This window comes from Gordonia sp. UBA7599, from assembly GCA_002477755.1.
Lineage (GTDB): Bacteria > Actinomycetota > Actinomycetes > Mycobacteriales > Mycobacteriaceae > Gordonia.
In genome coordinates, this window is the sequence record DLKD01000033.1 from 20,579 (window position 1) to 47,214 (window position 26,636).

General features: G+C 68.0%; 27 protein-coding genes and 1 riboswitch. Of the genes, 18 read left to right on the forward strand and 9 right to left on the reverse strand.

Annotation, left to right across the window (positions count from 1 at the left end; genetic code table 11):
• The first annotated feature begins 28 nt into the window (after nt 1-28).
• The 4 genes from B4L26_RS03560 (at nt 29) to B4L26_RS03575 (ending at nt 2,352) form a co-directional block, all read left to right on the forward strand.
• Nucleotides 29-409 carry a TA system antitoxin ParD family protein gene (locus B4L26_RS03560; RefSeq protein WP_290715917.1) on the forward strand — a complete coding sequence of 127 codons (381 nt, stop codon included), beginning with the start codon at nt 29-31 and terminating at the stop codon, nt 407-409.
• Entirely contained in the window at nt 402-977 is a 576-nt protein-coding gene (locus tag B4L26_RS03565; RefSeq protein ID WP_290715919.1) for a zeta toxin family protein, read from the forward strand. The genes B4L26_RS03560 and B4L26_RS03565 overlap by 8 nt, the downstream gene beginning before the upstream one ends.
• Before the next feature lie 7 nt (nt 978-984).
• Nucleotides 985-1,662, forward strand: a complete 678-nt coding sequence (locus tag B4L26_RS03570) for a hypothetical protein (RefSeq protein WP_290715921.1) — start codon at nt 985-987, stop codon at nt 1,660-1,662.
• A gap of 123 nt (nt 1,663-1,785) precedes the next feature.
• Nucleotides 1,786-2,352, forward strand: coding sequence for a hypothetical protein (locus tag B4L26_RS03575; RefSeq protein WP_290715923.1), 567 nt, complete (start codon nt 1,786-1,788; stop codon nt 2,350-2,352).
• A 9-nt stretch (nt 2,353-2,361) separates the two neighbouring features.
• Here the strand turns inward: B4L26_RS03575 and B4L26_RS03580 are convergent, their stop codons facing one another.
• From B4L26_RS03580 to B4L26_RS03590, 3 genes are read right to left on the reverse strand one after another with little or no spacing between them, the layout of a single operon-like run.
• Nucleotides 2,362-2,889: a histidine phosphatase family protein gene (locus B4L26_RS03580; RefSeq protein WP_290715926.1), complete on the reverse strand. Its 528-nt coding sequence runs from the start codon at nt 2,887-2,889 to the stop codon at nt 2,362-2,364.
• Entirely contained in the window at nt 2,864-3,688 is an 825-nt protein-coding gene (locus tag B4L26_RS03585; protein ID WP_290715928.1) for a CbtA family protein, read from the reverse strand. The genes B4L26_RS03580 and B4L26_RS03585 overlap by 26 nt, the downstream gene beginning before the upstream one ends.
• 20 nt (nt 3,689-3,708) lie before the next feature.
• On the reverse strand, nt 3,709-3,930 hold the full coding sequence (locus B4L26_RS03590; protein ID WP_290715930.1) for a CbtB domain-containing protein: 222 nt from the start codon (nt 3,928-3,930) through the stop codon (nt 3,709-3,711).
• A gap of 34 nt (nt 3,931-3,964) precedes the next feature.
• Nucleotides 3,965-4,109: riboswitch (cobalamin riboswitch) on the reverse strand.
• Nucleotides 4,110-4,194: 85 nt separating this feature from the next.
• Here B4L26_RS03590 and B4L26_RS03595 point away from each other — a divergent pair.
• The 3 genes from B4L26_RS03595 (at nt 4,195) to B4L26_RS03605 (ending at nt 10,385) form a co-directional block, all read left to right on the forward strand.
• Complete coding sequence (locus tag B4L26_RS03595; RefSeq protein ID WP_290715932.1) at nt 4,195-8,847, forward strand: ATP-dependent helicase; 4,653 nt, start codon at nt 4,195-4,197, stop codon at nt 8,845-8,847.
• A gap of 112 nt (nt 8,848-8,959) precedes the next feature.
• On the forward strand, nt 8,960-9,571 hold the full coding sequence (locus B4L26_RS03600) for a TetR/AcrR family transcriptional regulator (RefSeq protein WP_290715934.1): 612 nt from the start codon (nt 8,960-8,962) through the stop codon (nt 9,569-9,571).
• Nucleotides 9,564-10,385: a DNA-formamidopyrimidine glycosylase family protein gene (locus tag B4L26_RS03605; RefSeq protein WP_290715936.1), complete on the forward strand. Its 822-nt coding sequence runs from the start codon at nt 9,564-9,566 to the stop codon at nt 10,383-10,385. Before B4L26_RS03600 ends, B4L26_RS03605 begins: the two co-directional genes overlap by 8 nt.
• Here the strand turns inward: B4L26_RS03605 and B4L26_RS03610 are convergent.
• Together B4L26_RS03610 and glpD are read right to left on the reverse strand one after the other, a co-directional pair.
• Nucleotides 10,345-10,770 (reverse strand): pyridoxamine 5'-phosphate oxidase family protein, encoded by a 426-nt coding sequence (locus tag B4L26_RS03610; protein ID WP_409563541.1) that lies wholly within the window; start codon nt 10,768-10,770, stop codon nt 10,345-10,347. The genes B4L26_RS03605 and B4L26_RS03610 overlap by 41 nt on opposite strands.
• A gap of 103 nt (nt 10,771-10,873) precedes the next feature.
• Nucleotides 10,874-12,616, reverse strand: coding sequence for a glycerol-3-phosphate dehydrogenase (gene glpD, locus B4L26_RS03615; protein ID WP_290715940.1), 1,743 nt, complete (start codon nt 12,614-12,616; stop codon nt 10,874-10,876).
• 26 nt (nt 12,617-12,642) lie between these two features.
• Between glpD and glpK the strand changes: the two genes are divergently transcribed.
• Nucleotides 12,643-14,160 (forward strand): glycerol kinase GlpK, encoded by a 1,518-nt coding sequence (gene glpK, locus B4L26_RS03620; protein ID WP_290715942.1) that lies wholly within the window; start codon nt 12,643-12,645, stop codon nt 14,158-14,160.
• Nucleotides 14,161-14,166: 6 nt separating this feature from the next.
• On the opposite strand, the gene B4L26_RS03625 is transcribed toward glpK, so the two are convergent.
• On the reverse strand, nt 14,167-15,291 hold the full coding sequence (locus B4L26_RS03625) for a hypothetical protein (RefSeq protein ID WP_290715945.1): 1,125 nt from the start codon (nt 15,289-15,291) through the stop codon (nt 14,167-14,169).
• 678 nt (nt 15,292-15,969) lie between these two features.
• On the opposite strand from B4L26_RS03625, the gene B4L26_RS19070 reads away from it, so the two are divergent.
• The 4 genes from B4L26_RS19070 to B4L26_RS03640 all read left to right on the forward strand — a co-directional run bounded on the left by B4L26_RS19070 (nt 15,970) and on the right by B4L26_RS03640 (nt 18,306).
• Complete coding sequence (locus tag B4L26_RS19070) at nt 15,970-16,521, forward strand: DUF3558 family protein (protein WP_366915359.1); 552 nt, start codon at nt 15,970-15,972, stop codon at nt 16,519-16,521.
• A 163-nt stretch (nt 16,522-16,684) separates the two neighbouring features.
• Nucleotides 16,685-17,062, forward strand: coding sequence for an ArsR/SmtB family transcription factor (locus B4L26_RS03630; protein WP_290715947.1), 378 nt, complete (start codon nt 16,685-16,687; stop codon nt 17,060-17,062).
• Between the two features lie 106 nt (nt 17,063-17,168).
• Nucleotides 17,169-17,663 (forward strand): SRPBCC family protein, encoded by a 495-nt coding sequence (locus tag B4L26_RS03635; RefSeq protein WP_290715949.1) that lies wholly within the window; start codon nt 17,169-17,171, stop codon nt 17,661-17,663.
• 124 nt (nt 17,664-17,787) lie between these two features.
• Nucleotides 17,788-18,306 (forward strand): glycine cleavage system protein R, encoded by a 519-nt coding sequence (locus tag B4L26_RS03640; protein WP_290715952.1) that lies wholly within the window; start codon nt 17,788-17,790, stop codon nt 18,304-18,306.
• A 70-nt stretch (nt 18,307-18,376) separates the two neighbouring features.
• Here the strand turns inward: B4L26_RS03640 and B4L26_RS03645 are convergent, their stop codons facing one another.
• Nucleotides 18,377-19,780, reverse strand: a complete 1,404-nt coding sequence (locus B4L26_RS03645; RefSeq protein WP_290715954.1) for an NAD(P)H-quinone dehydrogenase — start codon at nt 19,778-19,780, stop codon at nt 18,377-18,379.
• Nucleotides 19,781-19,962: 182 nt separating this feature from the next.
• Here B4L26_RS03645 and B4L26_RS03650 point away from each other — a divergent pair, with 182 nt between their 5' ends.
• Nucleotides 19,963-20,457 carry a gamma-glutamylcyclotransferase gene (locus B4L26_RS03650; RefSeq protein ID WP_290715957.1) on the forward strand — a complete coding sequence of 165 codons (495 nt, stop codon included), beginning with the start codon at nt 19,963-19,965 and terminating at the stop codon, nt 20,455-20,457.
• A 4-nt stretch (nt 20,458-20,461) separates the two neighbouring features.
• Here B4L26_RS03650 and B4L26_RS03655 read toward each other — a convergent pair whose 3' ends face one another.
• A complete protein-coding gene (locus tag B4L26_RS03655) occupies nt 20,462-21,172 on the reverse strand; it encodes an enoyl-CoA hydratase/isomerase family protein (RefSeq protein WP_290715959.1) in 711 nt (236 codons plus the stop codon).
• 84 nt (nt 21,173-21,256) lie between these two features.
• Between B4L26_RS03655 and B4L26_RS03660 the strand changes: the two genes are divergently transcribed.
• From B4L26_RS03660 to B4L26_RS03680, 5 genes are all read left to right on the forward strand, one after another.
• Complete coding sequence (locus tag B4L26_RS03660) at nt 21,257-22,183, forward strand: purine-nucleoside phosphorylase (RefSeq protein WP_290715961.1); 927 nt, start codon at nt 21,257-21,259, stop codon at nt 22,181-22,183.
• Nucleotides 22,184-22,189: 6 nt separating this feature from the next.
• A complete protein-coding gene (locus B4L26_RS03665) occupies nt 22,190-23,704 on the forward strand; it encodes a phospho-sugar mutase (RefSeq protein WP_290715964.1) in 1,515 nt (504 codons plus the stop codon).
• Between the two features lie 4 nt (nt 23,705-23,708).
• Nucleotides 23,709-24,413: a hypothetical protein gene (locus B4L26_RS03670; protein ID WP_290715967.1), complete on the forward strand. Its 705-nt coding sequence runs from the start codon at nt 23,709-23,711 to the stop codon at nt 24,411-24,413.
• Nucleotides 24,414-24,490: 77 nt separating this feature from the next.
• The gene (locus B4L26_RS03675) at nt 24,491-24,796 is read left to right on the forward strand and encodes a type VII secretion target (RefSeq protein ID WP_290715969.1); all 306 of its coding nucleotides are present in this window, start codon (nt 24,491-24,493) and stop codon (nt 24,794-24,796) included.
• Nucleotides 24,793-25,788, forward strand: coding sequence for a C40 family peptidase (locus tag B4L26_RS03680; RefSeq protein WP_290715971.1), 996 nt, complete (start codon nt 24,793-24,795; stop codon nt 25,786-25,788). The genes B4L26_RS03675 and B4L26_RS03680 overlap by 4 nt, the downstream gene beginning before the upstream one ends.
• A 96-nt stretch (nt 25,789-25,884) precedes the next feature.
• On the opposite strand, the gene B4L26_RS03685 is transcribed toward B4L26_RS03680, so the two are convergent.
• Complete coding sequence (locus B4L26_RS03685; RefSeq protein ID WP_290715973.1) at nt 25,885-26,634, reverse strand: YoaK family protein; 750 nt, start codon at nt 26,632-26,634, stop codon at nt 25,885-25,887.
• Nucleotides 26,635-26,636: the final 2 nt, after the last annotated feature.

A 26,636-nucleotide genomic window follows, 5' to 3' on the forward strand; every position in this document is an offset into this window, starting at 1 on the left:
ATGTAGCAAACTGCTACAGGAGGTTGTCATGACCGCTCCGGATAGAGTGACCCGCTTCTCCGGCGACCTGTTCGACGAGGCTGTCAAGGCTGGCGCACGCGAGAATCGCTCCGCCAGACAGCAGTTGGAGCATTGGGCGCGCCTCGGCCAATCCGTCTCGAATCAGACGAGCGCATCCCGCAGTCGCGTCGAGGCAGCACTTGCCGGCAAGCTCGCGAGCGAGGACTTGACCACCGAGGAGGCCGTTGTCTTCGACGCCGAGATCGCCACGCTGATCAAAACCAAGCTGCCGACGATCAACCACGTTGAGGAGCGCGCAACCGCGGGGTATTCGTCCGTCATACTTCACGACGGGGTCCTGATCGAGTGCCTGCCCGACGGATCACGTCGTCCGCTCGTTGATGAGTAGTCCTCGCCTGGACCTGGTCGCCGGATGCAACGGCGCGGGAAAGTCGACCCTGATTCGAACCCTCCTTCGACCTGCGCTACCCGGATCGACCTACGTCAACGCCGACGACATCGCCCATTCAAAGTGGCCCGGCGACGAAGAGAAGAAGTCCTATGAGGCCGCCCGCCTGGCAGACCATGCGCGCACGACGCTGCTTGAACACGGACATCCGTTCATCACAGAGACCGTGTTCTCGCACCCGTCAAAACTGGAACTGATCGACGAGGCCATCGGGCTCGGCTTCCGGGTTGTGCTTCACATCGTCATGGTCCCTGAAGAAGTGGCCGTCCGTCGCGTTCACTCGCGCGTCCTCTCAGGTGGACACTCTGTCCCCGAGGACAAGATCCGTGCCCGATACCAGCGGCCGTTACTCGCAGCCGCAGTATGTCGAAGCACTGAAGCATTCGTTTATGACAACGGTGATGAACAGACTGTTCTGGTTGCCGAATTCGAACGAGGCTTTGCCACGGCCGCAGCCTGGCCAGCCTGGACACCTGCGGCGATCAGCGCACTGACGCCCGCGGTATAGCCAATCCGTGACTGCACGGGTGTTGTCCGACCCTCCGGATAGTTTGCAGGACATGCGAGAGGCCGAGGAGTTCTGTTTGGCAGAGCCGATCACTTTCGAGATCGACTGCCACGTCGGGGATGACCGGGAAAATGTCACGCGTCACCCCATCACCGTCAATCCCGACTGGTCAGTGGTCACGCCTCACGACATGGAGGTAGAGCGGATCGCCGCGGCATTCGGTTCAAGGATGTCTTGCCTGGAGTTGGACAAGTCAATCAAGGCTGTTCAGCGGTTCATCAAAATCAATCAGCGACGCGAATTCGTGCCCGTCGAACACCTGTACGCCTCCGAGTGGCGACTGGACGGCCACTACTTCCCGAGTGTCTACGCGGCCGCCGCTCACGCCCGCTCGGCCCAGTTCGCCGCGAGTAGGGAGATCGCACACGATTGGCAAACTCGGCAAGTCGCCGAAGGTATCCGGTGGTGGACTGCTGATCGACTCGATATCGAGCAGTTCGACGCCAACCATCCGTGGGTCAGGGAGTACAACGGCCTACGCCGCCTCTGGCACGCAGGAATCCATCCGACCGCGATTCGCCGGTTGCGCGAGCTGCTGGGCTCTCCTCCCACCGCACTCTCGGTGTCCGACTACATCGCCGCCGCCTACAGCGGCTCGCCGCCACGTTTCCAACGCAGCAAGTAGGTTGCCCACGGAGACGCGAGGCGTATAGCTCCTCGCCGTGTTGGATCTGCGGGGCATATCGGCACGATTCGGTCTCTGAGAGGCGACAATGAGTGTCAAGTCGCGTAGATCGAAGGGCTCCTCATGCGTCTTCCGTCCGTACTCGTCAAGCTCGCACTGGCCACCTCGGCCCTGGCAGCGATCGGCGCCTTCCCTGTCGGCGCCGCCAACGCGGCACCCGCCGCTCCGCTTCACTACGGCGGCGGATGTGTGCTCTATCCGAACAACCGTGCAGCGACGATCGACTCGCTGCGCTACCGCTGCAACTGGGGTCAGCAGGACCGGATCTATCTGCGCGCCCAGGCGGGCGCGGTGCCGATGGGACCGAAGAACGGGTGGGTGATCCGCCCACCCCTGTTGCCGGAGATCGCCTCGGGTCTCTGGATGGGCAAGACGTTTCGGACCGGCCCCAACGGCGGCGCTCTGATGAACCTGATCACCGGCGCACGGATCGAGGGGTTCCCCGCCTACGTCTACCGGGGCCGGTCCCGCATCGACGGCAAGCCCGCGTGGGTGTTCAACTACACGCCGTCGCTGGTGTTGCCGGTCTACGACGAGGTCCGCGAGGTGACGCCCGGGGTGTGGATGGGCTTCAACTGGTGGCAAGGCATCTTCAACCAGCCTCAGCTACTCGGTTTCGCGCTGGCCTGAGCCCCTGGGTCACGCGTCGTAGCAGCACCCCGGCACGACCTGCACAGCGAAGAACGACTCGGAACCGTCGCATAGCAGGGCTTGGGCGACCGGACCTGCGACGACGATTGCCGACGACGGTGCGCGCAGCGCCCACGCCTTGATCCGATCGACGAATGCGACGACGGTCTCGCCACCGTGCGGGCGCGACGCGGGATCGCCGAACCAAGCCCCCAGTTCGGAGCCCGGGATCTCCTCAGGTAGTCGCCCGGCCCATTTTCCGACGTCGAGACTGGCCAACCCGGCGTCGACGATGACCGCCGTCGACACCAGCGAAGCCGTCTCACGCGTCGCCAGCTCAGGACCGCAGATCACTGATGTGAACGTCAGGCCCAGCGCCTCTACATCGGAGCGGCCACGATCATCGAGCGCTACGTCGGACTCGCCGAAGCGCACCAGGTGGTTGGGCCCGGTGCGCCCGGCGACTACGACCCGCCGCTGTGTCGACGACGGTCCGATGAGTGACGTCCGATCAGCGCGCCGACGCGACGAGTTCACCCGCAGCGTCAGTAGTGCGACGACCGATCGCGGAGATCGCGGCGGCGAACACCAAGGTCAACACCGTCCACAACACCACCTGGTTGGTGATCGCGTAGACCCGGAAGTCACCGATCACCCCACCGGGGAATCCGGGGAACACGATCGCGCCCTGGTCGTTCTTCAGCGGCTCGGGGACCTCGTGGAACTCCGGCAGCAGTGCCTTCGCGATCGCGATCACCACGAGGTAGCCGATGCCGGCGACCGTCGTCGAAGCGAGGCCGCCGAGGCGGTCACGCAACTGCAGCGCCACCACGACGGCAATGACCATGGCGATCACCGACACCAGTGTGATGGTCAGGAACGCCCCCGACCGCTCTCCGATGGTGTCGTCGTTGCCGACGGCCGGTGGGTTCGCCGGGTAGACGAAGAACGGCACACCGAACGCGGCGATGAAGCCCAGCAGGCCGACGACCGCGGTCACGGCACGCGGATCCGTGGCCGGCCAGCGCCGCCCGACGTAGGCCCACAGCACCGTGAATGCGACGGCGAAAAAGACGCCCATCGACAGCGCGAACACGACGGTGCCGACACCGGCGCCGATGTTCTCCTGGACCGAGCGGGTGAAGACCTCGGCGCCATCGCCGTGGTGACCGTGGCCCGACGCGGCTTCCAGCGCCTCTTCGGCCGCGCCGCGGCCCTCTTCGTAGGAGATCGCCTTGGCGACCTGTGGCTCGATGAAGATCCGCGCGAAAATGAACGAGATGATTCCGGCGATGAGGCCAGCAAAGAGCCCCGCGCCGATGAACTTGCGCTCCATGGTTGCTTCCGTCCCCTTACTCAGTGGCAGGGGAAGCCGAGGAAGTGCCGCGAGTCATGGATGAACTCGTGGATGTGGGTGTCGGACCCGAACACCGAAACGGCGCCCTGGTCGTAGCCCAGGAAGTAGTAGGCCAGCGCCGCAAGCAGCACGGCCGCAGTCAGCGTCAGCGCGGCGCTCAACGCGGTCAGGTTGGGCACGGGTACGGCGAGCGCGCGCTTGGCGGCTGTCACCTGAGTCATATCGGGTCCTTTCGTCGGCGGATCTCGCGTCCGCGTTCTGTGCGTCCGTCAGCGCGGTGTCCTGACTCGGCGTCGGCGGGAAACCGGCGACTCACAGTGGCGCGACCGTCCCGGACTCGCACCGGGTTCCCCGCTTCTGCTGACCTGATCACTGTAGCCCCCGACGGCCCTGCAGGTTCGACGTCATGCGCATCGCGCGCTCTCGGTGTTGTCCGCTTCGACGTCACACGCCTCTCTGTCAGAGGAGTCGGGAAGAATGGACCCGTGCCCGCCCCCGATGCGCTCGCCCGCTTCTCGGCGCCCACGCGCGAGTGGTTCCTCGGCTCGTTCGCCGCGCCGACGCCCGCCCAGGTGGGAGCTTGGGACTCGATCGCCGACGGAGAGCACACGCTGGTCATCGCCCCGACCGGCTCGGGCAAGACCCTGTCGGCATTCCTGTGGGCCATCGACCGGCTCTCGACCGCGCCGCCGACGAACCGACCGCGCCTAACCCGGGTCGTTTTCGTGTCGCCGCTGAAGGCGCTAGCCGTCGACGTCGAGCGGAACCTGCGCGCACCGCTCGCGGGGATCGCGGCCGCCACCATCGCCGCGGGCGGTCCCGCCCCGCAGGTCACCGTTGGCATCCGGTCCGGCGACACCCCAGCTGCTGCCCGGCGCCAGCTCGTGCGCACCCCGCCCGACATCCTGATCACCACCCCCGAGTCGCTGTATCTGATGCTGACCAGCTCCGCGCGCGAGACACTGTCGCAGGTCGAGACGGTGATCGTCGACGAGGTGCACGCTGTCGCGGGAACCAAGCGCGGCAGCCACCTGGCGCTGTCACTGGAACGCCTCGATGCACGACTCGCGAAGCCAGCGCAACGGATCGGCCTGTCCGCGACCGTCCGCCCGCCACAAGCGGTAGCCGATTTCCTCGGCGGTGCCGCGGGCTGCCGCATCGTCAACCCGCCCGCAGCGAAGACCTTCGAACTGCGCATCGACGTACCCGTCGAAGACATGGCCAACATTCCCGCCGAGGCAGGCGATGACGGCGACGACGCCCTGTCCCCGACCGCCGGCTCGATCTGGCCGGCAATCGAGCGGTCCATCGCCGACGAGATCCTGGCCAACCGCGCGACGATCGTCTTCGCCAACTCCCGCCGGCTTGCCGAGCGGCTCACTGCGGCTCTCAACGAGCTGTATGCCCGCAGATTGGGCTACGAGGCCGGGGACACACGCAACTACCAGAACCCCGGCGGCAACCCGTCGTCGATCACCACCGCCGATACCCCCGCGATCCCGATCGACGCTCCAGTCCTGGCCCGCGCACACCACGGTTCGGTGAGCAAGGAGCAGCGGGCGCAGATCGAGGACGACCTCAAGACCGGGAACCTGCGCTGCGTCGTGGCGACCAGTTCGCTGGAGTTGGGCATCGACATGGGCGCGGTCGACCTCGTGGTCCAGGTGGAGTCGCCGCCGTCGGTGGCCAGCGGCCTGCAGCGGGTGGGGCGTGCGGGACACCAGGTCGGCGAGATCAGCCGCGGCATCCTGTACCCCAAGCACCGCACGGACCTCATCCACACCACGGTGGCCGCGGCCCGGATGCGCGACGGGCTTATCGAGGAGCTGCAGGTCCCGACCAATCCGCTCGACGTGCTCGCGCAGCAGACGATCGCCGCGGCCGCTGTTGACGACCTCGACGTCGACGAGTGGTACGACACCGTCCGTCGCGCCGCGCCGTACCGAGAACTGGGCCGCGACGTCTTCGAAGCCACCCTCGACCTGGTGTCGGGCCGCTTCCCGTCGGAAGAGTTCGCGGAGTTGCGCGCCCGCGTCACCTGGGATCGCGTGGCGGGCACTCTCACCGGGCGGCGCGGTGCGCTGCGGCTGGCCGTAACCTCCGGCGGCACCATCCCCGACCGCGGGCTGTTCGGCGTGTTCCTGGCCGGCGACGAGGAGGGGCCGCGACGCGTCGGCGAGCTCGACGAGGAGATGGTCTACGAGTCGCGCGTCGGCGATGTCTTCGCGCTCGGCGCCTCCAGTTGGCGCATCGCCGAGATCACCCCCGACCGCGTCCTCGTGACCCCCGCACCAGGAATGCCCGGTCGCCTGCCGTTCTGGATCGGCGACGCGGTCGGCCGTCCCGCCGAGTTGGGCCAGGCGATCGGCGCCTTCACTGGGCGGGTGGCCAACTCTGAGTCGGTTGGCGAGGCGATCGACGACGTCGCCACCGAGGCCGAGGGATTGGGCCTCACCGATTTCGCGCGCACCAACCTCACGACGCTCATCGCCGAGCAACGTGACGCGACGGGGACAGTCCCCACCGACCGCACCCTGGTCGTCGAACGGTTCCGCGATGAACTCGGCGACTGGCGGGTCGTCCTGCATTCCCCGTACGGGCTGCGCGTCCACGCGCCGTGGGCCAGCGCCATCGCCAACCGCCTGAAGGCGACGCTCGGCCTCGACGGTGCGGTCAGTGCGGCCGACGACGGGATCGTCGTGCGCCTGCCCGACACCGACGACGCGCCGCCGGGGCCCGAAGTGTTCGTGATCGATCCCGACGAGATCGAGGCCATGGTCACCGACGCACTCGGTGATTCGCCGCTGTTCGCCGCCCGGTTCCGCGAGTGCGCCGCCCGAGCCTTGCTGCTGCCCCGTCGCGATCCGGGCAAACGATCCCCGCTGTGGCAGCAGCGCCAACGCAGTGCGCAGCTACTCGGCGTCGCGACGCGCTACCCCGACTTCCCCATCGTTCTGGAAGCCGTGCGCGAATGCCTGCAAGACGTGTACGACCTACCCGCCCTACAGGACCTGCTGGCCCGTATCGCCCGGCGGCAGGTGCGCCTGACCGCGGTCGAGACGCCGAGTGCCTCACCGTTCGCCGCAGCACTGCTCTTCGACTACGTCGGTTCGTACATGTATGCCGACGACGTCCCCGTCGCCGAGCGCCGCGCCGCGGCCCTCTCCCTCGACACCGCACTGCTCGCGCAGCTCCTGGGCCGCCTCGACCTTCGGGAACTGCTCGACGACGATGTCATCGCCGAGGTCGTGGCGCGACTGCAACGACTGGACCCCGCACGGCAGGCGCGCGACGCGCAAGACGTCGCCGACCTCCTGCGCTGGCTCGGCCCCCTCGCTGTCGACGAGATCGCCGAACGCTACCGGGGTGACGAGTCCGCCGACGCCGTCCTCGACTCGCTGCGCGGCCAGGTCATCGCGGTCACCCACCGCGGCCGGGCCATGTGGGCGGCGGTCGAGGACGCGGCCCGATTGCGCGACGGACTCGGCGTCGTCCTCCCACCCGGTGTGCCGGTCGCGTTCATCGACCCCGTCGCCGACCCGCTGGGCGACCTCGTCGGTCGATACGCCCGAACCCACGGCCCGTTCACGACGGCCGAGGCCGCGGAACAGCTCGGTCTGCCTCCGGCCGCGGTCGCCGACACCCTGGCACGCCTGGCCGCCTCCCGCCGCGTGGTGGAGGGCGAGTTCATCACCGGTCACGACCCCGTCCAGTGGTGTCATCCCGACGTCCTCGGCCAGATCCGGCGCGGATCGCTTGCCGCGACCCGTTCGGCCATCGCCCCCGTCGACCACGCGAGCTTCGCGCGGTTCCTCCTCGACTGGCAGCACGTCGTCGGCGACGTTGGCCGAGTGCCTTCGAGCTTGCAAGGAGGGGTATCGAGACTCCGCGGTACCGACGGCGTCGCGACCGTCCTCGATCAACTCGCCGGCGTGCCGATCCCGGCGTCGGCATGGGAGTCACTGGTCCTGCCCGTCCGCGTCGTCGACTATGCACCGTCCATGCTCGACGAACTCCTGTCGACCGGCGAGGTGGTCTGGTCGGGACACGGTGCGATCGGCGCCGCCGACGGCTGGGTGGCGTTCCACCCCGCCGACCTCACTGCGGCCACCCTGCCGCCACCTGACGACATCGAGCTGTCGCCGACGATGATCGCGCTCGTCGATGCGTTGGACGCCGGTGGCGCGCAACGCTTGCCGGAACTGGTCACCCGCCTCGACGCGCCCGGCGACGTGACCGAAGCGGTGTGGGGCTTGGTGTGGTCGGGCCGCGTCGCCAACGACACGTTCGCCCCCGTCCGCGCGCTGCTGTCGGGGCGCGGTGCGGCCAAGAAGGCGGCACCGAGTCATCGGTCGCGTCGCCCACCGCGGTTGCGCGGAGCCCGGTTGTCCGGCGCATACCTGGCCGGCACGTCGGGAACCGCTCCTTCGGTGCCCGGCGTGCTGAGCGGGCGCTGGTTCCTGCTGGAACGTCCGACAATCGACGCAACCACAGCGACATCAGCGGTGTGTGAGGTACTGCTCGAGCGCTACGGCGTCGTCACCAAGGGTGCGGTCCACAACGAAGGCGTGGCGGGCGGCTTCTCCCGCATCTACCGCGCACTGACCGTCTTCGAGGACAGTGGCAAGGTGCGGCGGGGTTACTACGTCGACGGTCTGGGCGGTGCACAGTTTGCCGTACCCGCGACGGTCGACGAGCTTCGTGACCACACCACCGTTCCACGCGACCACGCCGGTCGCGCCATCGTGTTGGCGGCGACCGACCCGGCCAATCCCTATGGTGCCGCGCTGGATTGGCCCGACAGCACCACCGGATCCCATCGACCCGGCCGCAAAGCCGGCGCGATGGTCGTCCTCGTCGACGGCGAGCTCGCCTGCTTCGTCGAACGCGGCGGCAAGACGGTGCTGACGTTCAATCCTCGGTGGTCGAGTGCCGACGACCACAGCGAGTCGGTGTATCGAGACTCTGCCGCCATCGCCCTCGCCGACCTCGTCCGCTCCGGACGGGTCGAGCGCCTGGCGATCGACACCGTCGACGGTCAGCCGGTGCTCTCCACCGATTTCGGCAGACTCCTCGTCGAATCCGGCTTCACGACGACTCCACGCGGCATTCGCCTGCGATACGGTTCCCACGCGTGATCGGTCGCCCGCGACCTGTTCTCGGTGGGCAATTGTCTCCAGGCAGATTGTTACGTAGCAATCCACTCCGTAACGGAAGGGCCCGAATCGGACCTCGGGTAGTGTCGAACCCGTGACCGAACGCTTGGACAACGTTGCCGTGGCCGGTCGCCCGCGCGATCCCGGCCTGGACCGAGCCATCCTCTCTGCCACCCTGGAGCTGCTCGCTGAGGTCGGCTACGCGAAGACGACTATCAGCGCCATCGCCCGGCGATCCGGCGTCGCCACGCCGGCCATCTATCGCCGCTGGTCGTCGAAGGAGGCGATTGTCGAGGAGGCCGTCTTCGGCAGCGACGACGCCGTTCCCCCGCCCGCGTCGGGCGACCTGCGCACCGATCTCACCGCCTGGGCGCGATGGTTCCTCGCCCAGATCGCCGAGCCCTCCGTGCGTACCGCGATCCCCGGCCTTATCGCGTCCTACCAGCATTCCGAGGGTGCCCATGACAAGCTCCTCGCGCGCTGGGACCACCCAATCCGCCACGCGCTGATCGAACTCATCGTCGACGACTACCCCGACCACGCCGCGCAGGCGCCCACCGTCGGGGACGAGGTGTTCGACCTCCTCGTTGCATCGACGACGATCCGCGGGCTGACCCGCGGTAACGAGGACGCACACGCGTTCTGCACGCGAACGGCCGACACCCTCGCACTGATCGTCGCGGCTCGGTTCGCCGCCGATGCCTGAGGGCGACTCCCTCTTCGCGCTCGCTGCTCGCCTGCGCCCGATACTCGCGGGAAAGACGCTGCGTCGCACCGACTTCCGTGTGCCGCGTCTGGCCACCGTCGACCTGTCCGGGTGGCGAGTCGACGACGTGCGCTCGGTCGGCAAGCACCTGTTGATCGATGTTTCCGACGATGATCGGCGCTGCACCATCCGCTCGCACTTGGGGATGGACGGGTCGTGGCGGGTCTTCGCGCCGGGACAGCGATGGTCCAAGCCCGGTCACACCGCCCGCGCCGTAATAGGAGTCGACGACGCCGAGGTCGTCGGGTTCGCACTGCGCGAGCTCCACGTCGACGGCCGTGATGACGATGGGCTCGCCCACCTCGGCCCCGACTTGCTCGGCCCCGGTTGGGATGCAGAGCGAGCGGTGGCCAACCTCGCCGCGGCCGTCGAGCGCGACCCCGGTCTGACGGTGTCGGCGGCACTGCTCGATCAGCGCATCATGGCCGGAGTCGGCAATATCTACCGCAACGAGATCTGCTTCCTACTCGGGGCGCACCCGTCGACGCCGATCGCCGACGTCGACACACAGAAGGCGGTAGCACTCGCCCGAGAACTGTTGTGGGACAACCGACTACGTCCGATCCGAAACACCACGGGCCTACCCGGGCGTGCGAATCACTGGGTGTACGGCCGCGAGAACCGCCCGTGCCGGCGCTGCGGCACGGCCATCGCACGAATGGCGGGCCAAGACCGCGACCGCGTGACCTACTACTGCCCCACCTGCCAGCCCGCTATTGGTTCCCGTACCGATCCGGCTCCGGGCCGAAAGTGAACCGCCGCGCGGAAATCTCGTCGACGGCGAGTTCGACGTAGTCGTACTTCAGCGTCGGAACCCAGCTGCGCAGCGGAAGCTCATCGGCCGCCGCAATCTCGCGGGTACCGGTCAGAATGTGCGCTCTACCCTTGGCGATGACGCTCCACCCGCCGTCGGTGCCGGTCTCATCGGCCTCGAACGCGAGACGGTCGTTGACCGCGATCTCCGAGAGCTTGGTCCCTGCTGCCGTGCGGAAGTAGATCTTGCCGTCGCCAGCATGGAAGTTGATGGGGAAGATCTCGGGTTGGTTGCCGACGCTCGTGGCAAGTCGGCCGAACTCGCGGGTGGCCAACAACCCCCACGCCTGTGCCTCATCGAGAACCTCGATGGGATTGCCCTCCACCATGACGCCTCCTCGTTGCCGCGTGATCGTTCATCTCGATCGTATCGAGGTGAACGAGGCGGACTCTAGAGCCGAAGGTCCCCTGTAATCGCAGTTCAAGGCCCTATTCGGGGACCGGAACCGGCTCCAGGATCTCCGTTCGCGACTCCGGCGCAGCGGCCCGCAACGCGTCAGCCGACTCGTCGTCGGGCTGCTGTTGCGACGCGATCTCCGCCTCGACGCGGGCGACATAGTTGGCCACTTCGAAGGCCTTCTTTTTCTGGGTCCATCCAAGGATGGGTGCGATGAGATCGGCGACCTCGGTCGCACAACCCACGCCGCGGTGCGAGTACTCGATCGAGATGCGCGTCCGCCGGGCCAGCAGGTCCTCCAGGTGCAGGGCCGCCTCGTTGCGCACCGCGTACACGATCTCGACGCGCAGGTATTGCGGTGCAGCCGCCAACGGCTCCAGCAGCGTCGGGTCGTCGTCGGCCAGGCGCAGAACGTCGTCGATCAGCGATCCGTAGCGGTTGAGCAGCCGGCGCACGCGGTACGGGTGCAGCCCGAAGCGCTTCCCCAGGAAGTCGCACTGGTTGATCAGCGCGAAGTATCCGTCGGCCCCCAGCAGCGGGACGCGCTCGGTGATCGACGGCGCGACCCTTGTCGGGATGAAGTCGTTGCACGCATCCACCGCGTCGGCACCCATCACGCGATAGGTGGTGTACTTGCCGCCCGCAATCGAGATGAGGCCCGGCGCGACGACGGCGACGGCGTGCTCGCGCGACAGCGTCGACGTGCCCTCATCCTCACCCGCAAGCAGCGGACGCAACCCGGCGTAGACGCCCTCGATGTCGTCGTGGGTCAGCGGTGACACCAACACCTCGTTGACGCGGTCGAGGATGTAGTCGATGTCCTTGTGGGTTGCCGCGGGGTGGGCGAGATCGAGGTTCCAGTCGGTGTCGGTGGTACCGATGATCCAGTGCGTCTCCCACGGGATGACGAACAGCACGGAGTTCGCGGTGCGCAGGATGATGGCCGTCTCGCTGACGATCCGGTCGCGCGGCACGACGATGTGCACACCCTTCGACGCCCGGACCTTGAAGTGGCCCCGCTCCTTCGACAGTGCCTGCACCTCGTCGGTCCACACACCCGCGGCGTTGATGACGCAATGCGCGCGGACCTCGGTGATCGCACCGGTGTCGGAGTCGCGCACGCGCACCCCCATCACCCGGTCGGCCTCGCGGAGAAAGCCGACGACCTGCGTCGACGTCCGGATGACCGCGCCGTAGTGGGCCGCGGTACGCGCGACGGTGAGGCTGTGCCGAGCGTCGTCGACGACGGTGTCGTAGTAGCGGATCCCGCCGATCAACGAGTTGCGCTTGAGCGCCGGCGCGACCCGCAAGGCCCCCGACCGCGTGACCTGGCTCTGGCCGGGGACCGACTTCGCGCCGCCCATGCGGTCGTAGAGGAACAGACCAGCCGACACGTACGGCCGCTCCCAGAGTCGCTTGGTCAGTGGGAAGAGGAACGGCAGGGGCCGGACCAGGTGCGGGGCGAGAAGGCGCAACGACAATTCGCGTTCGCGTAGCGCCTCGCGGACCAGGCCGAACTCCAGCTGTTCGAGGTAGCGCAAGCCGCCGTGGAACATCTTCGACGACCGGCTCGACGTCCCCGACGCGATGTCGCGGGCCTCGACCAGCGCCACCCGCAGGCCACGTGTCGCAGCGTCGAGCGCCGCGCCGACACCGACGACACCGCCACCCACGACGACGACGTCAAACTGCTCGCTGCCCAGCCGCTCCCACGCGCGAGCGTGGTACTCGGGGCTCAACGCCGCCGGTCCATCGCCCTCCCACTCGGTATTCACGATTGCTGAGCCTACCGCGTGCGAAGATGGCGGGCGTGGCGAGAAGCAGTGGATATGTCCTGTCCATCGACCAGGGAACGACGTCGTCGCGCGCGATTCTGTTCGACCACCGCGGGCGTCCCGTCGGATCCGAGCAGATCGAGCATGCGCAGATCTTCCCGAAACCCGGATGGGTGGAGCACGACGCGGAAGAAATCTGGCGCAATGTGCGCCGCGTAACCGCGGCGGCGATGGCGTCGGCGGAGGTCAAGCCCGACGATGTGATGGCCTGCGGCATCACCAATCAGCGCGAGACCACCGTCGTATGGGACCGTCGTACCGGCGTCCCCGTGTACAACGCGATCGTCTGGCAGGACACCCGAACCGCAGCACTGTGCGAGCGCCTGGCCGGCGACGACGGTCCCGACCGGTATCGGGCGCGGACCGGACTGCCGTTGTCCACGTACTTCGCCGGACCGAAATTGGTGTGGCTGCTGGAGAACGTCGACGGGGTGCGCGAGCGTGCCGAGGCCGGGGACCTGTGCTTCGGGACAATCGACTCGTGGCTCGCCTGGAACATGACCGGCGGCGTCAACGGCGGACTCCACATCACCGACGTCACCAATGCGTCGCGCACGATGCTCATGGACCTGCGGACGCTGCAGTGGGACGAACAGATCTGTTCCGACTTCGGTATTCCGCGCTCGATGCTGCCGCAGATCCGCAGCAGCTCCGAGGTCTACGGCGAGCTTCGCTCCCCCGGCGCGCCGGAGGGCGTGCCGCTGGCGGGAATCCTCGGTGATCAACAGGCCGCAACCTTCGGGCAGGCGTGCTTGGCGCCCGGCCAGGCGAAGAACACGTACGGCACCGGCAACTTCCTGCTGCTCAACACGGGGACCGAGCCGGTGTTCTCCGAGCACGGATTGCTCACCACCGTCTGCTACCAGATTGGCGGCGCGCCCGCGTGCTACGCGCTGGAGGGTTCGATCGCGGTGACCGGATCGCTCATCCAGTGGCTGCGCGACAACCTTGGGATGATCTCGTCGGCCGCGGAGGTCGAGGAGTTGGCCAAATCCGTCGACGACAACGGCGGCGCCTACATCGTGCCCGCATTCTCCGGACTGTTCGCGCCGCGCTGGCGGCCCGACGCGCGCGGCGTCATCGTCGGCCTCACGCGCTTCATCAACCGCGGACATCTGGCTCGGGCCGCGTTGGAGGCGAGTGCCTATCAGACGCGCGAGGTCATCGAGGCGATGGAAGCCGACTCGGGAGTGCGGCTGACGACGCTGAAAGTCGACGGCGGGATGGTCGTGAACGACCTGCTCATGCAATTCCAGGCCGATGTGTTGGGCGTGCCGGTGATCCGGCCGGTCGTCAACGAGACGACCGCCCTGGGCGCGGCTTACGCCGCTGGTCTCGCCGTCGGCTATTGGCGCAGCGCCGACGACATCCACGCCAATTGGGCCCAGGACAAGCAGTGGGATCCGGGGATGCCCGACGACGAACGCGCCCGCCTCTACGCCGAATGGAACAGGGCGGTCGAGCACAGTCTCGATCTGGCCTGATTCCGGCTACTTCGCCATCGCTCCCGGTTCGGGCGGCGGGTCTGGTTCACCGAGGACCGGCGGTCCGACAAGCGGCAGTTCGCCGACGACCTCATCGGCATTCTCCCGCACGTGCAGATAATCCGCGGCACGACGGTCGTCGGCGTCCTCTGATCGGGTTGCACGCGGCACGAACGGCATGCCGCCCCGCATACCCGACCCCGTCGTAGGGCGCAGCGGCGCTGTAGGCGCTGGCGGTCCGCCGGTCGTCGTCATCCCCAGTCGCGGCGTAGTCAGCGGTGGTTTCGGTGTTCCGGGGCCGGTGGTGATCCCCGGCGTTCCGCGCGTTCCCGATAGCCCGGGCCCCGGGCTTGCGGGTCGTGGCTGCCCAAGGCCCGGTCGTGGACCGCCGAGGAGTGCGGGGTTGCCGGGACCTTGTGTCGAGGGGCCGGGCTGGTCGCCGTTGATCCTGTCTTTCGGTGTGTTGGTTGTGGCCGGCCCGCTGGAGCTGGTGCCGCCGGGATTCTTCGCCGTGTCCGACGCTCCCGCAGGCGCCACGCCGCCCGTCGCCGACGGTGAGGTGGTACTCGTCGGCATCGTCCGGCTCGACGGCGATCCGGGCGACCCCGACGACCCTGGCGCCAGGCCCGAGCCGAGGCCGTTGAAAAGCGACGAATCGTTGTCGCGCCGAGGCCCGCCCGCGTCGGTCGGCACCACGCCCGCGTTGTCATAGCCGGTCGGGACCGCCGCCTCAATGCCCAGCGGAATCGCCGAGTCCAGCATCGGATCGCTGTACACCTGATTCATCGCTGCGGCGACCGTCGCACGTACCTGCGCCGTCTCATCGGCCGTCAGATCCGACTTCGCCATCTCCGCTGCCGCCGCCCGCAACACCGGTGCCTTCGCCTTGGTCGCCGACAGCGTGTTCGCCACCCCGCGCAGATTCACCCCCACCGATTCCGCGACTCGCGCCGCCCGCGAGATGTCGTTGGCGATGGCCGTGGCCTGCTGCGTCCCCTTTGTCGCCGCCTGTCCCTTCAACGACCCCGACGTCGCAAGGAACACCGCCTCCACCCGTTGCGCCGCCGCCTGAGCGCGCTCAATGGCCGCGAACAGGGCGGCGACATCGGCCCGTGCCTGCTCAGCGCCCATCGATTCCGCCATATCCGCGACCGCCGACACCTCATACGACGCCCACGGCGTCCGTCCCCCTGGAGCCATATCTACTTAGACGCACCGGAGGTTGCGACGGTTCCGTCGACCCTCTGGCCACAACCGCTACGCATCCCCACAACAGCTACCGTCGCAACCGTAGCGGTTGTCGGGATCCGTAGTTGTTGTGAGTGAGGCTCAAGTCTCGATGGAACCGAACGGCCTCGCGCTGCGTCCAAGTATGGAGAGGATGTTTTAGGCACCCGACCTGTCACACCTAGTCCACCGATCCGACCGGAGGTCCCGTGAGCCCACCGCCATTCCGCAGCGACGACGACGCCTGGGAGGAACGCGCCAAGGTCGCCAGGTGGGCGGCGGAGGAGTTGGATGCGTGCAGGATGGTCGCCTCGAAGCTTCTGTCCTCGAACTACATGGGCAATTCGTGCGTCGAAGCTCCGCCGGTCTACAGCGATCTGACGAATTCACTCTCGACTGGACCGGCCAGCTGGGCTTCAGTCCTGGCAAAGCAGACCACTGCCATGGCGGGGTTGGCTGGCAGTTGCGCCAAGACCCCACAAACTTTCGTCGGACAAGATCTCGCTGGAGGCCTGACTCTTGGCGGGTAGACGGGCCGGAACGTCTGGCGTGACACTGGCGATGCTCAGCATCGTCGGTCTGATGGCGGCTATTGTGGCGTGCACGACCTCGGGATCGGCTGAGCCACAACGGCAAGCCGCGGTCGTAGATCCGCGCACTGCGGCGGATCACCCGGGCGCATTTCCCCACCGCCTAAACCCTGGCAACGACGGGACGACTTACGAACCGTGTACCCAGGAGAACCGGGCGGCCGTAGACACACTCGGTTGGGACTGGTTGTCACGGCGCGACGCTGCCACCGTCGACAATCAAACCGCACGCGGCTGCGATTGGCTCGACAGGAAACACGGCTCCGTCTGGGGCCTTTCACAGATAGTTGGTAACAGTCCCAGCCTCGATGCATATCGGCGCTTCAACCACCTTTTCGGCTGGCTACCGAACGAGGCGATCGATGGCCGACGCGTCGGCGTATTCACGATGGGTCCCGGTACCTGCGTCGCGCGTGTCCAGAGCGGGCAATCCGGTGTGAACACAATCGTCAATTACAACCGGGTTCCGACACGCCCAAGCTCTGAAATCTGCGCTCGCGCAATCGCTTTCACGCGCGCCACGATCGCGCGCATTCCGGAGTAGTGCGCCTCTCGCGGGCCTGCGACTCATCGGCGACGCCCCAACCACCACAACCGCTACCAGTCCCAAAAACAGCTACGGAAGCAACCGTAGCGATTGTCGGGACTGGTAGCCGTTGTGACCCAACCCTTGACAACGTACAACCGCTTGGTTGTATGATAGCTCCGTGACCACCACCGCAGAACGCCTCGACCTCTCCGACGAGCAGGTCGACGCACTGTTCCACGCACTCGCCGACCGGACTCGTCGCGACATCCTGCGACGCTCGTTGGCCGGCGAGTACTCGGTGAGCACACTCGCCTCGCACTACGACATGAGTTTCGCGGCCGTGCAGAAGCACGTCGCGGTGCTCGAGCGGGCCGGTCTGGTCACAAAACGACGCGCCGGCCGGGAGGCACTTGCGTCGGGAGAAGTCACCGCAGTCCGGTCGGTCAGCGCGCTGCTGGACGAACTGGAACAGATCTGGCGCGGGCGCATCTCGCGCATCGACGATCTGCTCGCGGCCGACCTGACAACCCCCACGGACGCTGACAGTGACGAGTAGTAATCCATCCCCGGCGCAACGGACCCACTCCCCGGACGGGGCCTGAGCACCGACGACCGCCCGAACCAACCAATCACCCGAACCAACCAATCAAAGGAGCAAGACGATGCCGATCATCGACGTCACCAAGGACCCCGACAACCGCACCCTGCGCATGACCGCACACTTCAACGCGCCCGTCGCGCGGGTCTGGCAGGTCTACGCCGATCCACGCCAGTTGGAGAAGATCTGGGGCCCGCCCACCTACCCGGCAACGTTCGTCCGCCACGAGCTCTACCCCGGCGGCACCATGCACTACTTCATGACCAGCCCGGAGGGCGATAAGTTCGGCGGTTTCTGGGACATCACTTCCGTCGACGAGGAGAAGGCCTTCGAGTTCGAGGACGGCTTCGCCCTCAACGCCGAGGACTTCGCCCGCAACCTCGATCTGCCGGTCTCGAAGAACGAGTACCGCTTCATCCCCGACGGCGACGGCACCCGCGCCGAGTACACCGCCGTCTACGCGAGCGAGGAGGGCCTGGCCCAGGTCCTCGAGATGGGCATGATCGAGGGCGCCACGTCGGCGATCAACCAGATCGACGAGCTCCTCGCCGACGACTGAACCCGCGGACACAGACGGCGTCGGCCGGGTCCCGACCGCCGATCCGGGCCCGCCCCCGACCTGCGCTCCACGACCGCGCCCGGCATCGCCACAATCCGACGGTGCCGGGCGCTACCATTCGCCTGTGCAGCATCTTGTGTTGACCATCATCGGCGACGACCGACCCGGCATCGTCTCCGCCCTCGCCGACACCGTCGCGACCCACGGCGGCAACTGGGAGCGCAGCCAGTTGGCGCGCTTGGAGGGCAAGTTCGCCGGAATCATCGTCGTCAGCGTCACCGCTGACAAGGCCGACGGCCTGCTCGGCGCCGCCCGTGCCCTGCCCGACCTCGACGTCTCCGTCCACACCGGCACCGACGAAACGCCCGACGCCGAGACGTTCACCCACCTCACCATCGGGGTCCTGGGCAACGACCATCCCGGCATCGTCCGCGAACTGTCGACGGTGCTCAGCGCCAACGGGCTCAGCATCGAGTCAATGACCACCGGCACTCGCGAGGCACCGATGTCGGGCGGCCTGCTCTTCGAGGCGAACTTCGACGTCCGCGTTCCCGCCGGCACCGACCTCACGACGGTCCGCTCCGAATTGGAACGCCACGCGGCCGAACTCCTCGTCGACCTCGGTATCGACGAAACCGCCTGAACCCCCGCCGTTTCGTCAACCCAGCGTCAATCGATGCTGGGTTGACGAAACGGCACAGGATCCAGCCGGGTCAGTCCAGGTCGTCGTGGCGGACCAGCTGGCGCGCCGCCTCGATCACCGACCCCGAGAGCGACGGGTACACCGACAACGTCTGAGCGAGATCGCCGACGGTGAGCTTGTTCTGCACGGCAAGCGCGATCGGCAGGATCAGCTCGGAGGCGACCGGCGCCACGACCACCCCACCGATCACGACGCCGGTCTGCGGGCGGCAGAAGATCTTCACAAAACCGCGTCGCAGCCCGCTCATCTTCGCGCGGGCGTTGGTGGCCAGCGGCAGCATCACGGTGCGCGCCGGGTATTCGCCGGAATCGATCGCGTTCTGTGAGACGCCGACGGTCGCGATCTCCGGCCGGGTGAAGATCGCCGACGCGACCGTCTTCAGCCGAATCGGCAGGACTCCCTCGCCCAGCGCGTGGTACATCGCGATGCGTCCCTGCATCGCGGCGACCGAGGCCAGCGGGAACAACCCGGTGCAGTCACCGGCGGCATAGATGCCCGGGACCGACGTGCGCGAAACCCGGTCGACGGTGATGTAGCCGCCCTTGTCCGTCGCGACACCCGCGGCTTCGAGCCCACATTTGTTCGTGTTGGGAATCGAGCCGACCGTCATCAGCACGTGTGATCCGGTCACCGTCTGACCGTCGGCGAGGAAAACCGTCACCTCGTCGCCGTCGCGGGTGACCTTGTCGGCACGCGCATTCTTCACCAGCGTCACGCCGCGTTCGGCCAGCGCGTCCTCCAGCACCAGGGCCGCATCCTCGTCCTCACCGGGCAGCACCCTGTCGCGGCTGGACACCAGGGTCACCTTGACGCCCAGTTCGGTGTAGGCGTGGACGAACTCGGCGCCGGTGACACCGGACCCGACGACGACGAGATGCGTCGGCAGCTCGTCGAGGTCGTAGAGCTGGCGCCAGGTGAGGATCCGCTCACCGTCTGGCTGCGCGTCGGGCAGGATGCGTGGGCGGGCACCGGTCGCGATCAGTACGACGTCGGCGTCGAGCACTTCCTCCGTGCCGTCGGCGCACTTGGCAAGGACTTTGTGGGTGGCCGACCCGAGCACGGGATCGGCCAGCTCCCCGACACCGGCGATCAACCGCACGCCCTCGCTCATCAACCGGGCCTTGATGTCAGCCGACTGCGCGTACGCGAGGTCTTTGACGCGTTTGTGGATCTGCGGCAGTTCGACGACGGCGCTGTCGATGTGCAGCTCGATTCCCAGATCCGTGGCCCGACGGGCATCGGTGCGGACACCGGTCGAGGCGATGAACGTCTTCGACGGCACGCAGTCGTAAAGCACGCAGGCCCCACCGATCCCGTCGGCGTCGACGATGGTGATGTCAGACCCGTACGCGGCGGCGGACAGGGCCGCCTCATACCCCGCGGGCCCGCCTCCGATGATCACGATCTTGGTCACTGCGCGCTCCTGACTCCCGGGAAGTTGGCTGAATGCCCGGCACTTTGTGCCATTCTGTCGCACACCGCGACGGTTCGCGCCGCATCGCCACACCGGGACTCACCGGTGCCACGCACGCGTCGCCCCGGCGCTACTCTTATCTCGCTGCTTTGTTGTCACACCCGGCCCCCGAGGAGATGTCCGTGGCGCTGTACGCCGCATATGGCTCGAACCTGGATCCCGAGCAGATGGCGATGCGGGCGCCCCACTCCCCGTTGTCGGCGACGGGTTGGCTGGTCGGCTGGCGCCTGACGTTCGCCGGCGAGGACATCGGCTGGGAGGGCTCCCTGGCGACGGTGGTCGAAGACCGCGACAACCCCGATGCCCGCGTCTTCGTCGTCCTCTACGACGTCTCCGACGAGGACGTCCACACGATGGACCGCTGGGAGGGCTCCGAGCTGGGGCTGCACCGCAAGCTGCGGGCACGCATCGAAACCACCGACGGACCTGCTCTTGCCTGGCTCTACGTCGTCGACGGCTTCGAAGGCGGCCTGCCGTCGGCGCGCTACCTCGGGGTCATGTCCGATGCAGCCGAGAAGGCCGGCGCCCCCGACGATTACGTGCAGTCGCTGCGTCTGCATCCGGCGCGCAACGTCGGCCCTGGCCCCGGCGCAGACGCCGACGGCATCGAGCTGTAGTCCGTCAGAGCAGCGAGGTCGGCGTCGTGATCGCCAGCTGCTCCAGCAGCGGCGCGCGCAGGCCCCTCTTGATGATCGCGAGATTGGCGCCCGCACCGGCCGCAGCGCGCTCGGCAGCAACCGCACGCGCCCGCGCGAGCAGGTCGTCGGCCGGGACGGGTTCTTCGACGATCCCCGCGGCAGCCGCGTCGTCAGCGCCATAGCGACGCGATGTCAGCATCGCCTCGGTGGCGGCCGCATCGGTGAGCCGCGTGCGGACGAGCGCGGCCATCCCGGCGGTAAACGGCATGTTCAGCGCCGCCTCGGGCAGCGACCAGAAGCCGCGGTCGGCACGCTGGATCCGGTAGTCGGCGCACAGCGCGAGCATCGCGCCAGCGCCGAAGGCGTGGCCGTTGACGGCCGCGACGGTCGCCACGGGCAGCGTCAGGACCTTGGTGTAGATGTCGTGCACCGAGTCGAGGTATCCGGGCAGCTTGTCACCGTTGGCGAAGACGTAGTCGGTATCGAGGCCATTGCTGAAGAACTTGCCGGTGGCGGTGATCACCAGGCCCTTCTTCGACGACGAGCCGGCGGTGGCAACCTCGTCGAGCAGGGCGTTCACCGTGTCGATCCACCCGAGGTTGAATCGGTTCTCCGGATTGGCCTCGTCGAGCTCGACGCCCTCGGTGCCCAGGTAAAGCTCGTACACATCATCGGATTCGCGCAGGAATGGCATGGGTAGCACTGTAGGCCACCGCGCAGGGGCCGGACGGGTGCGTTCCGCGGAACGCACCCGGTGCCCATTCACTAACGTGGACCCATGGACCCGAGCACTGATCCCAGCGGCGCCGCGACGGCGGCCGCCGCCTTCCTCGCAGCCGAGACAGGAGCGCCTCGCCACGACGTCGCCATCGTCCTGGGCTCCGGCTGGTCGTCGGCGCTGAAGGCCTTTGACCCACTGCCCGAGGCGATTCCGATGTCGCGGGTGCCGGGTTTCACCGCCCCGGGAGCGGAAGGGCATGGCGGGTCGATCTACTCGGTCGCCGTCGGCGACCTACGCGTCCTCATCCTGGCCGGACGGATCCACGCCTACGAGGGCCACGACCTCGCATGCGTCGTCCACCCCGTACGCACTGCCGCAGCCACCGGCTGCCGTCGCATCATCCTGACCAACGCGGCGGGCGCGGTAAACCGGTCACTCCCGGTGCGCTCCCCCGTGCTGATCAGCGACCAGATCAACCTGACCGGCCGCTCGCCGCTCATCGGTGCGGAGTTCGTCAACATGGTCGACGCCTACTCACCGTCGCTGCGCAGCACCGCCCAGCGGGTCAACGACGTCCTCGACGGCGGTGTCGGCGTCAGCAACACGCTGCGCGAGGGCGTCTACGCCGGCTTGCCGGGCCCGCAGTATGAGACGCCCGCAGAGATCGCGATGCTCACGACGATGGGCGCCGACCTCGTCGGCATGTCGACGGTGCACGAGACGATCGCCGCACGCGCCGCCGGTATGGAGGTCCTGGGGATCTCGCTGGTCACCAATCTCGCCGCAGGCATCACCGGAGGGCCACTGAGCCACGAGGAGGTGCTGCAGTCTGGGCGTGACGCGGGCGGCCGCGTCGGGATGCTGCTAGCCGGCATCGTCTTCGCACTGGCCAACACGATCCCCGACACCCCAGTGCGTAACATTCTCGAGGACAACATCCGCGAACCTGAGGGGACGATCCCCGATCTCCTCGGCGACTTCTGAGCGCCGATGGGCTCTGACGACCTACGCTTCGGCACCGCGGGCCTGCGCGGGTCGGTCCGCCCCGGTCCCGGCGGGATGAATGTCGAACTCGTCGCACGTGCCACGTGGGCCGTCGCAGAGTGGTTGCGCGCCAACGGTTCTCGGCGCACCGTCGTCGTCGGGTGCGACGCCCGTCACGGCTCGGCCGACTTCTTCGCGACGACGACGGGGGTCCTCGCCGCCGCAGGATTCGACGTCGTCGCACTGCCCGGCCACTCCCCGACCCCGCTGGTCGCATTCACCTGCCGCGACCTCGGCACCGCCGCGGCCATCCAAATCACCGCATCGCACAACCCGGCCGGCGACAACGGCTACAAGCTCTATGGCGGTATCGGCACCGACGTGCCCGGCGCGCAGATCGTCAGCCCCGTCGACGCGCGGATCGAAGCTTTGATGGCCGCCGCACCGCCAGAGATCCCGTGCTACCCCGTCGATCCCGACGACCACGATTGGGCAGCGGCATCCCGCTACCTCGACCGGCTGGCGACCCGGTTCGACCACGTCGACGACTCGCTGCGCATCGCACTGACCCCCATGCACGGCGTCGGCGGGCGGCTGGCGGTCGAGGCGCTGGCCAACGCCGGATTCGACGACGTCCACATCGTCGACGAGCAGTTCGCCCCCGACCCCGACTTCCCCACCGTCGTCTTCCCCAACCCTGAGGAGCCCGGGGCCACCAGCCTGCTGCTGGCACTGGCACAGCGCGTCGACGCCGACCTGGCAATCGCCTTGGACCCCGACGCCGACCGGTGCGCCATCGCCATCCCCGACCGCGACGGCTGGCGCCAGCTCACCGGCGACGAGACAGGTGCGATCCTCTGCCACGAACTCGCCGTACCCGGCGCTGTCGTCGCCAGCAGCATCGTGTCAGGAACGCTGGCCGCTCAGGTCGCCGAAGCGGCCGGAGCGCGGTCGATACGGACGCTGACCGGCTTCAAATGGTTGGTCCGCGCGGGCGAACCCCTGTGCTTCGCCTACGAGGAGGCGATCGGCTACTGCGTCGACCCCGACGCCGTGCGCGACAAGGACGGCATCGGCTCAGCCGTCCTCCTCGCGCAGATCGCCGCGCGGCTGCGACGCGAAGGATCCTCAATTGCCTCCCTGCTCGACGATCTCGCACTGCGGCACGGCAGCCACGTCACCGTCGGGCGGTCGTTGCACGCCACGCCCGGCGGGATCACCGCTGCAATGAACCTGTTCCGGTCCGCACCACGACGAACCCTCGGCGGGATCGACTGCGCGATGAGCGACTATGCCAATCGCGACGACGGGTTGCGCACCGACATGGTCGAGTTCATCGGCGCAGACGGCGACGCGCGCGTTCGCGCGTTGGTCCGCCCGTCGGGCACTGAACCGAAAGCGAAGGCCTACGTCGAGGCGGTCGTCCCCGTTGTCTCTCCCGACGACGACGATCTGCGCGCGGCGCGCACGAGGGCCAGCGACCTTGCCTGCGCTATCGCCAACGACCTATTCGGAGGATGAATCGATGAGTTCGCAGTACCCGCAGGGTTGGGGTCCGCACGGGGAATCACCGTTCCGCTCCGACGAACCGTCCGCTGACACCGCGGCACTCTGGCCGCAGTCGCAGCCCCCCGCCGCACCGCAGATGGCACCCCCTCCGCCGCCTCCCCCACCGCGCAGCACGCTGCCGCTGATCGCCGTCTCGGTGGCCGTCGGCGGGCTCCTCGTCGTCGGTGCGGCTCTCGGAGCGACGATCTATGGGAAGTCGCGGGCCAGCAGCACAGCTGCACCCACCGCCACTGTCACCGCTCCGGCCGACGACGGCGGCATCCCGACGACCACGACAACCACCGAGACCATGACCGTCACCCCGACGCTGCCACCCCTGGCTCCGCCCACCGACGCCAACGACTCACGCATCCCCGGCACGGACGCGCAGGGCTTCACTAGCGAGACGGCGCGGTGCAACGTCGACGACCCGGCCGTGTTCATCGGGCGCACGCAGCGCTCGTCGGTGGTGATCTGCCAGTCAGAGGCGTCGGGTGGCCTGTACTACATCGGTTACGCCGGAGGTATGCGGTCCAAGGACGTGAGCTGGCCACAGATGCGCGGTTCGACGTATGTGTTCCGCGCCGGAAGCACCGTGTACGAGGTCGGCCCGAGCGCATTGCTCATAAAGACACCTGGTCAGACCGTCACCGAACCGTGGTTGCAGCAGTGGCGCGACTAGGTCCGAAGCCGGTTCGGGGCGACTTGCGGATCGACAACCCGGGGAACCGTTCAGCGACCGCGTGCGTCCAAAGAATCATGACGGTCACTCTTCACTCCCCCACCGCCCACCGGTTCGCCGCGCAACACCGCGCCAGCGCCCAGCAAGCTACCGACGCGGCCGCGTCACTCCGCGGCGATATCGCACCACTGCTGCCGACCTTCGGGCTGATCGGCGCCGAGTTCCTCGGCGTTCTCGCCCACGTCCTCGACGCATCGGCGGGCGAACTCGACACCCTCGCCGCCCACCACGCGTCGACCGCAGACGCCGCGCGCGCCGGGGCAAACGCTTACGAGTCCACTGACGAAGCCGGTGCCGTTCGAATTGGGACGGTTCGACGGTGAGCGCCGACACCCTCATCGCCCCGTTGCACGGTCTCGCCAACACTCTGGGAACCGGTGTGCTCCCGGCGGGCGGACCACTGCCCAACACGGCGAAGGCTGCGGCAGCATCGCACCGGGCGGCGGCCGACGCCGAGCAGGGTGCAAGGTCGCTGTCGGGGTCGTGGACCGGCCGTGGCGGAGATGCCGCGGCTCGCGCCTCCTCGTCGGCGAGTCGGCGCCACCAACGGTCGGCGACCGCCAACTCGTCGTCGGCGTCGATCGTCGAAACCGCCAGCACTCGAGTCGGTCAGGCCGCTGCCGAGGTGCGCCGCCTCGTCGATTCGTTCGCGAAGGCTGCGTCGTCCCTCGGTCCCGCCATCCACAGCATCGAGGGGCTGATGGCACTGTTACCGGTCGCGATCGACCACGTAGCGCGCGGCGTCGCGACCGTCGTGAAGGCGCAGGGTGAGCTCGCCTCCGACGCGGCGAAGCTGCTCGCTGATTCACGGCACACCGCGCCCAAACCGGTTCCGGCGCCGGTCGACCACCAGCGCGACGGCGACGGGCACCATGGCGACGGCCGTCATGGTGATCATCGCGAGGGCGACGACAAGAAGGACGCCTCACTGGCCATCACCCTGCCCAACGGCAGGGTCGTCTACGCACCCAACGCCCGCGCGGCCAAGGCGGTACGAGCCGCACTCAGCCAGCGCGGAGTGCCGTACGTGTGGGGCGGGACGACGCCGCAGGGCTTCGACTGCAGCGGGTTCACGCAGTGGTCATACCGGCAGGCCGGGCTGGAGATCCCCCGCCTCGCGCAGGACCAGGACGAGGCCGGCTATCGCGTCGACCAGGCCCAGGTCCAACCCGGCGACCTCGCCGTGTGGGACGGGCACGTGGCCATGATCATCGGCGATGGGCTCATGGTGGAGGCTGGCGACCCCGTCCAGGTCAACCCGATCCGCACCACCAACCTCGACCAGGGATTCCAGGGCTTCTATCGGCCGCGCTAGTGGAATCCGGCCACAACAGCTACGTGCCCCGACAATCGCCGCTACCGTTGCGACGGTAGCGATTGTGAAAACCGGTAGCGGTTGCGGCGGTCCCGGTCAGGACAACCCGCGCCGACGAGCACGACGCCGCGACGCGACGTAGACGATGAACCCGGCGGTTTCGATCGCGACGACGCCCCAGATCGCCGGGGCGCCGAACGCCTTGGAGGCCGCGGCACCGGCGAAGGCACCGACGATGAAACCCGTGACGATGAGCAGGGCGAAGACAGCCAACCGCCTGTTCTCGCTGCTCGGGGTGCGCACCGCCCTGACTATCGAGTCGACGAGCCGCATGAAGTTGCCCGTCGTCGCGATGCTGACGAAGGTGATCCCGCCCGCAGACCGGAAGAGTTGCAGCCGGATGCCGCCGACGACGGCGAGCGGCACGACGAAGGCCGCCGCGGGTGCCCCCGCGGGCAGGAGCGCCAACACGGTGAAGACCGCGATCTGGCCGAGGAACACCGCCTCGATCGCCCGCGGCGGAAGCGTCGGGGCGAATGCGCGCACCACATGGGCCAAGGAGATTCCGGCCAGGTAGGCCAACAGGGGCCACAAGAACACGAGCCACGGCTTCTCCTGCACCACCGCGACGGCCAGGAAGATGACGTTGCCGGTCTGTGCGAACGCGAACACGCCGTGGTGCAGGAACAGGTAGGCGTCGATGAATCCACCGAGCGCGGTCATCAGCGCGGCTTCGACGATCCCCAGATCTGCGGGGGCCGCAGGGTCGGGTGCAGCCGCCTCCTGATCCGCCGCCTCCTGGAGCGTGTCAGGGGCGGACGCGTTGCTGTCGTCGGCGGACGTCATCG

What these genes read in the sequence shown, in the direction of transcription:
- B4L26_RS03560 (WP_290715917.1), top strand. Translation starts at nt 29, where the DNA reads ATGACCGCTCCGGATAGAGTGACCCGCTTCTCCGGCGACCTGTTCGAC.
- B4L26_RS03565 (WP_290715919.1), top strand. Translation starts at nt 402, where the DNA reads ATGAGTAGTCCTCGCCTGGACCTGGTCGCCGGATGCAACGGCGCGGGA.
- B4L26_RS03575 (WP_290715923.1), top strand. Translation starts at nt 1,786, where the DNA reads ATGCGTCTTCCGTCCGTACTCGTCAAGCTCGCACTGGCCACCTCGGCC.
- B4L26_RS03585 (WP_290715928.1), bottom strand. Translation starts at nt 3,688, where the DNA reads ATGGAGCGCAAGTTCATCGGCGCGGGGCTCTTTGCTGGCCTCATCGCC.
- B4L26_RS03590 (WP_290715930.1), bottom strand. Translation starts at nt 3,930, where the DNA reads ATGACTCAGGTGACAGCCGCCAAGCGCGCGCTCGCCGTACCCGTGCCC.
- B4L26_RS03605 (WP_290715936.1), top strand. Translation starts at nt 9,564, where the DNA reads ATGCCTGAGGGCGACTCCCTCTTCGCGCTCGCTGCTCGCCTGCGCCCG.
- glpK (WP_290715942.1), top strand. Translation starts at nt 12,643, where the DNA reads ATGGCGGGCGTGGCGAGAAGCAGTGGATATGTCCTGTCCATCGACCAG.
- B4L26_RS03625 (WP_290715945.1), bottom strand. Translation starts at nt 15,291, where the DNA reads ATGGGCGCTGAGCAGGCACGGGCCGATGTCGCCGCCCTGTTCGCGGCC.
- B4L26_RS19070 (WP_366915359.1), top strand. Translation starts at nt 15,970, where the DNA reads ATGGCGGCTATTGTGGCGTGCACGACCTCGGGATCGGCTGAGCCACAA.
- B4L26_RS03635 (WP_290715949.1), top strand. Translation starts at nt 17,169, where the DNA reads ATGCCGATCATCGACGTCACCAAGGACCCCGACAACCGCACCCTGCGC.
- B4L26_RS03655 (WP_290715959.1), bottom strand. Translation starts at nt 21,172, where the DNA reads ATGCCATTCCTGCGCGAATCCGATGATGTGTACGAGCTTTACCTGGGC.
- B4L26_RS03660 (WP_290715961.1), top strand. Translation starts at nt 21,257, where the DNA reads ATGGACCCGAGCACTGATCCCAGCGGCGCCGCGACGGCGGCCGCCGCC.
- B4L26_RS03665 (WP_290715964.1), top strand. Translation starts at nt 22,190, where the DNA reads ATGGGCTCTGACGACCTACGCTTCGGCACCGCGGGCCTGCGCGGGTCG.
- B4L26_RS03670 (WP_290715967.1), top strand. Translation starts at nt 23,709, where the DNA reads ATGAGTTCGCAGTACCCGCAGGGTTGGGGTCCGCACGGGGAATCACCG.
- B4L26_RS03675 (WP_290715969.1), top strand. Translation starts at nt 24,491, where the DNA reads ATGACGGTCACTCTTCACTCCCCCACCGCCCACCGGTTCGCCGCGCAA.
- B4L26_RS03685 (WP_290715973.1), bottom strand. Translation starts at nt 26,634, where the DNA reads ATGACGTCCGCCGACGACAGCAACGCGTCCGCCCCTGACACGCTCCAG.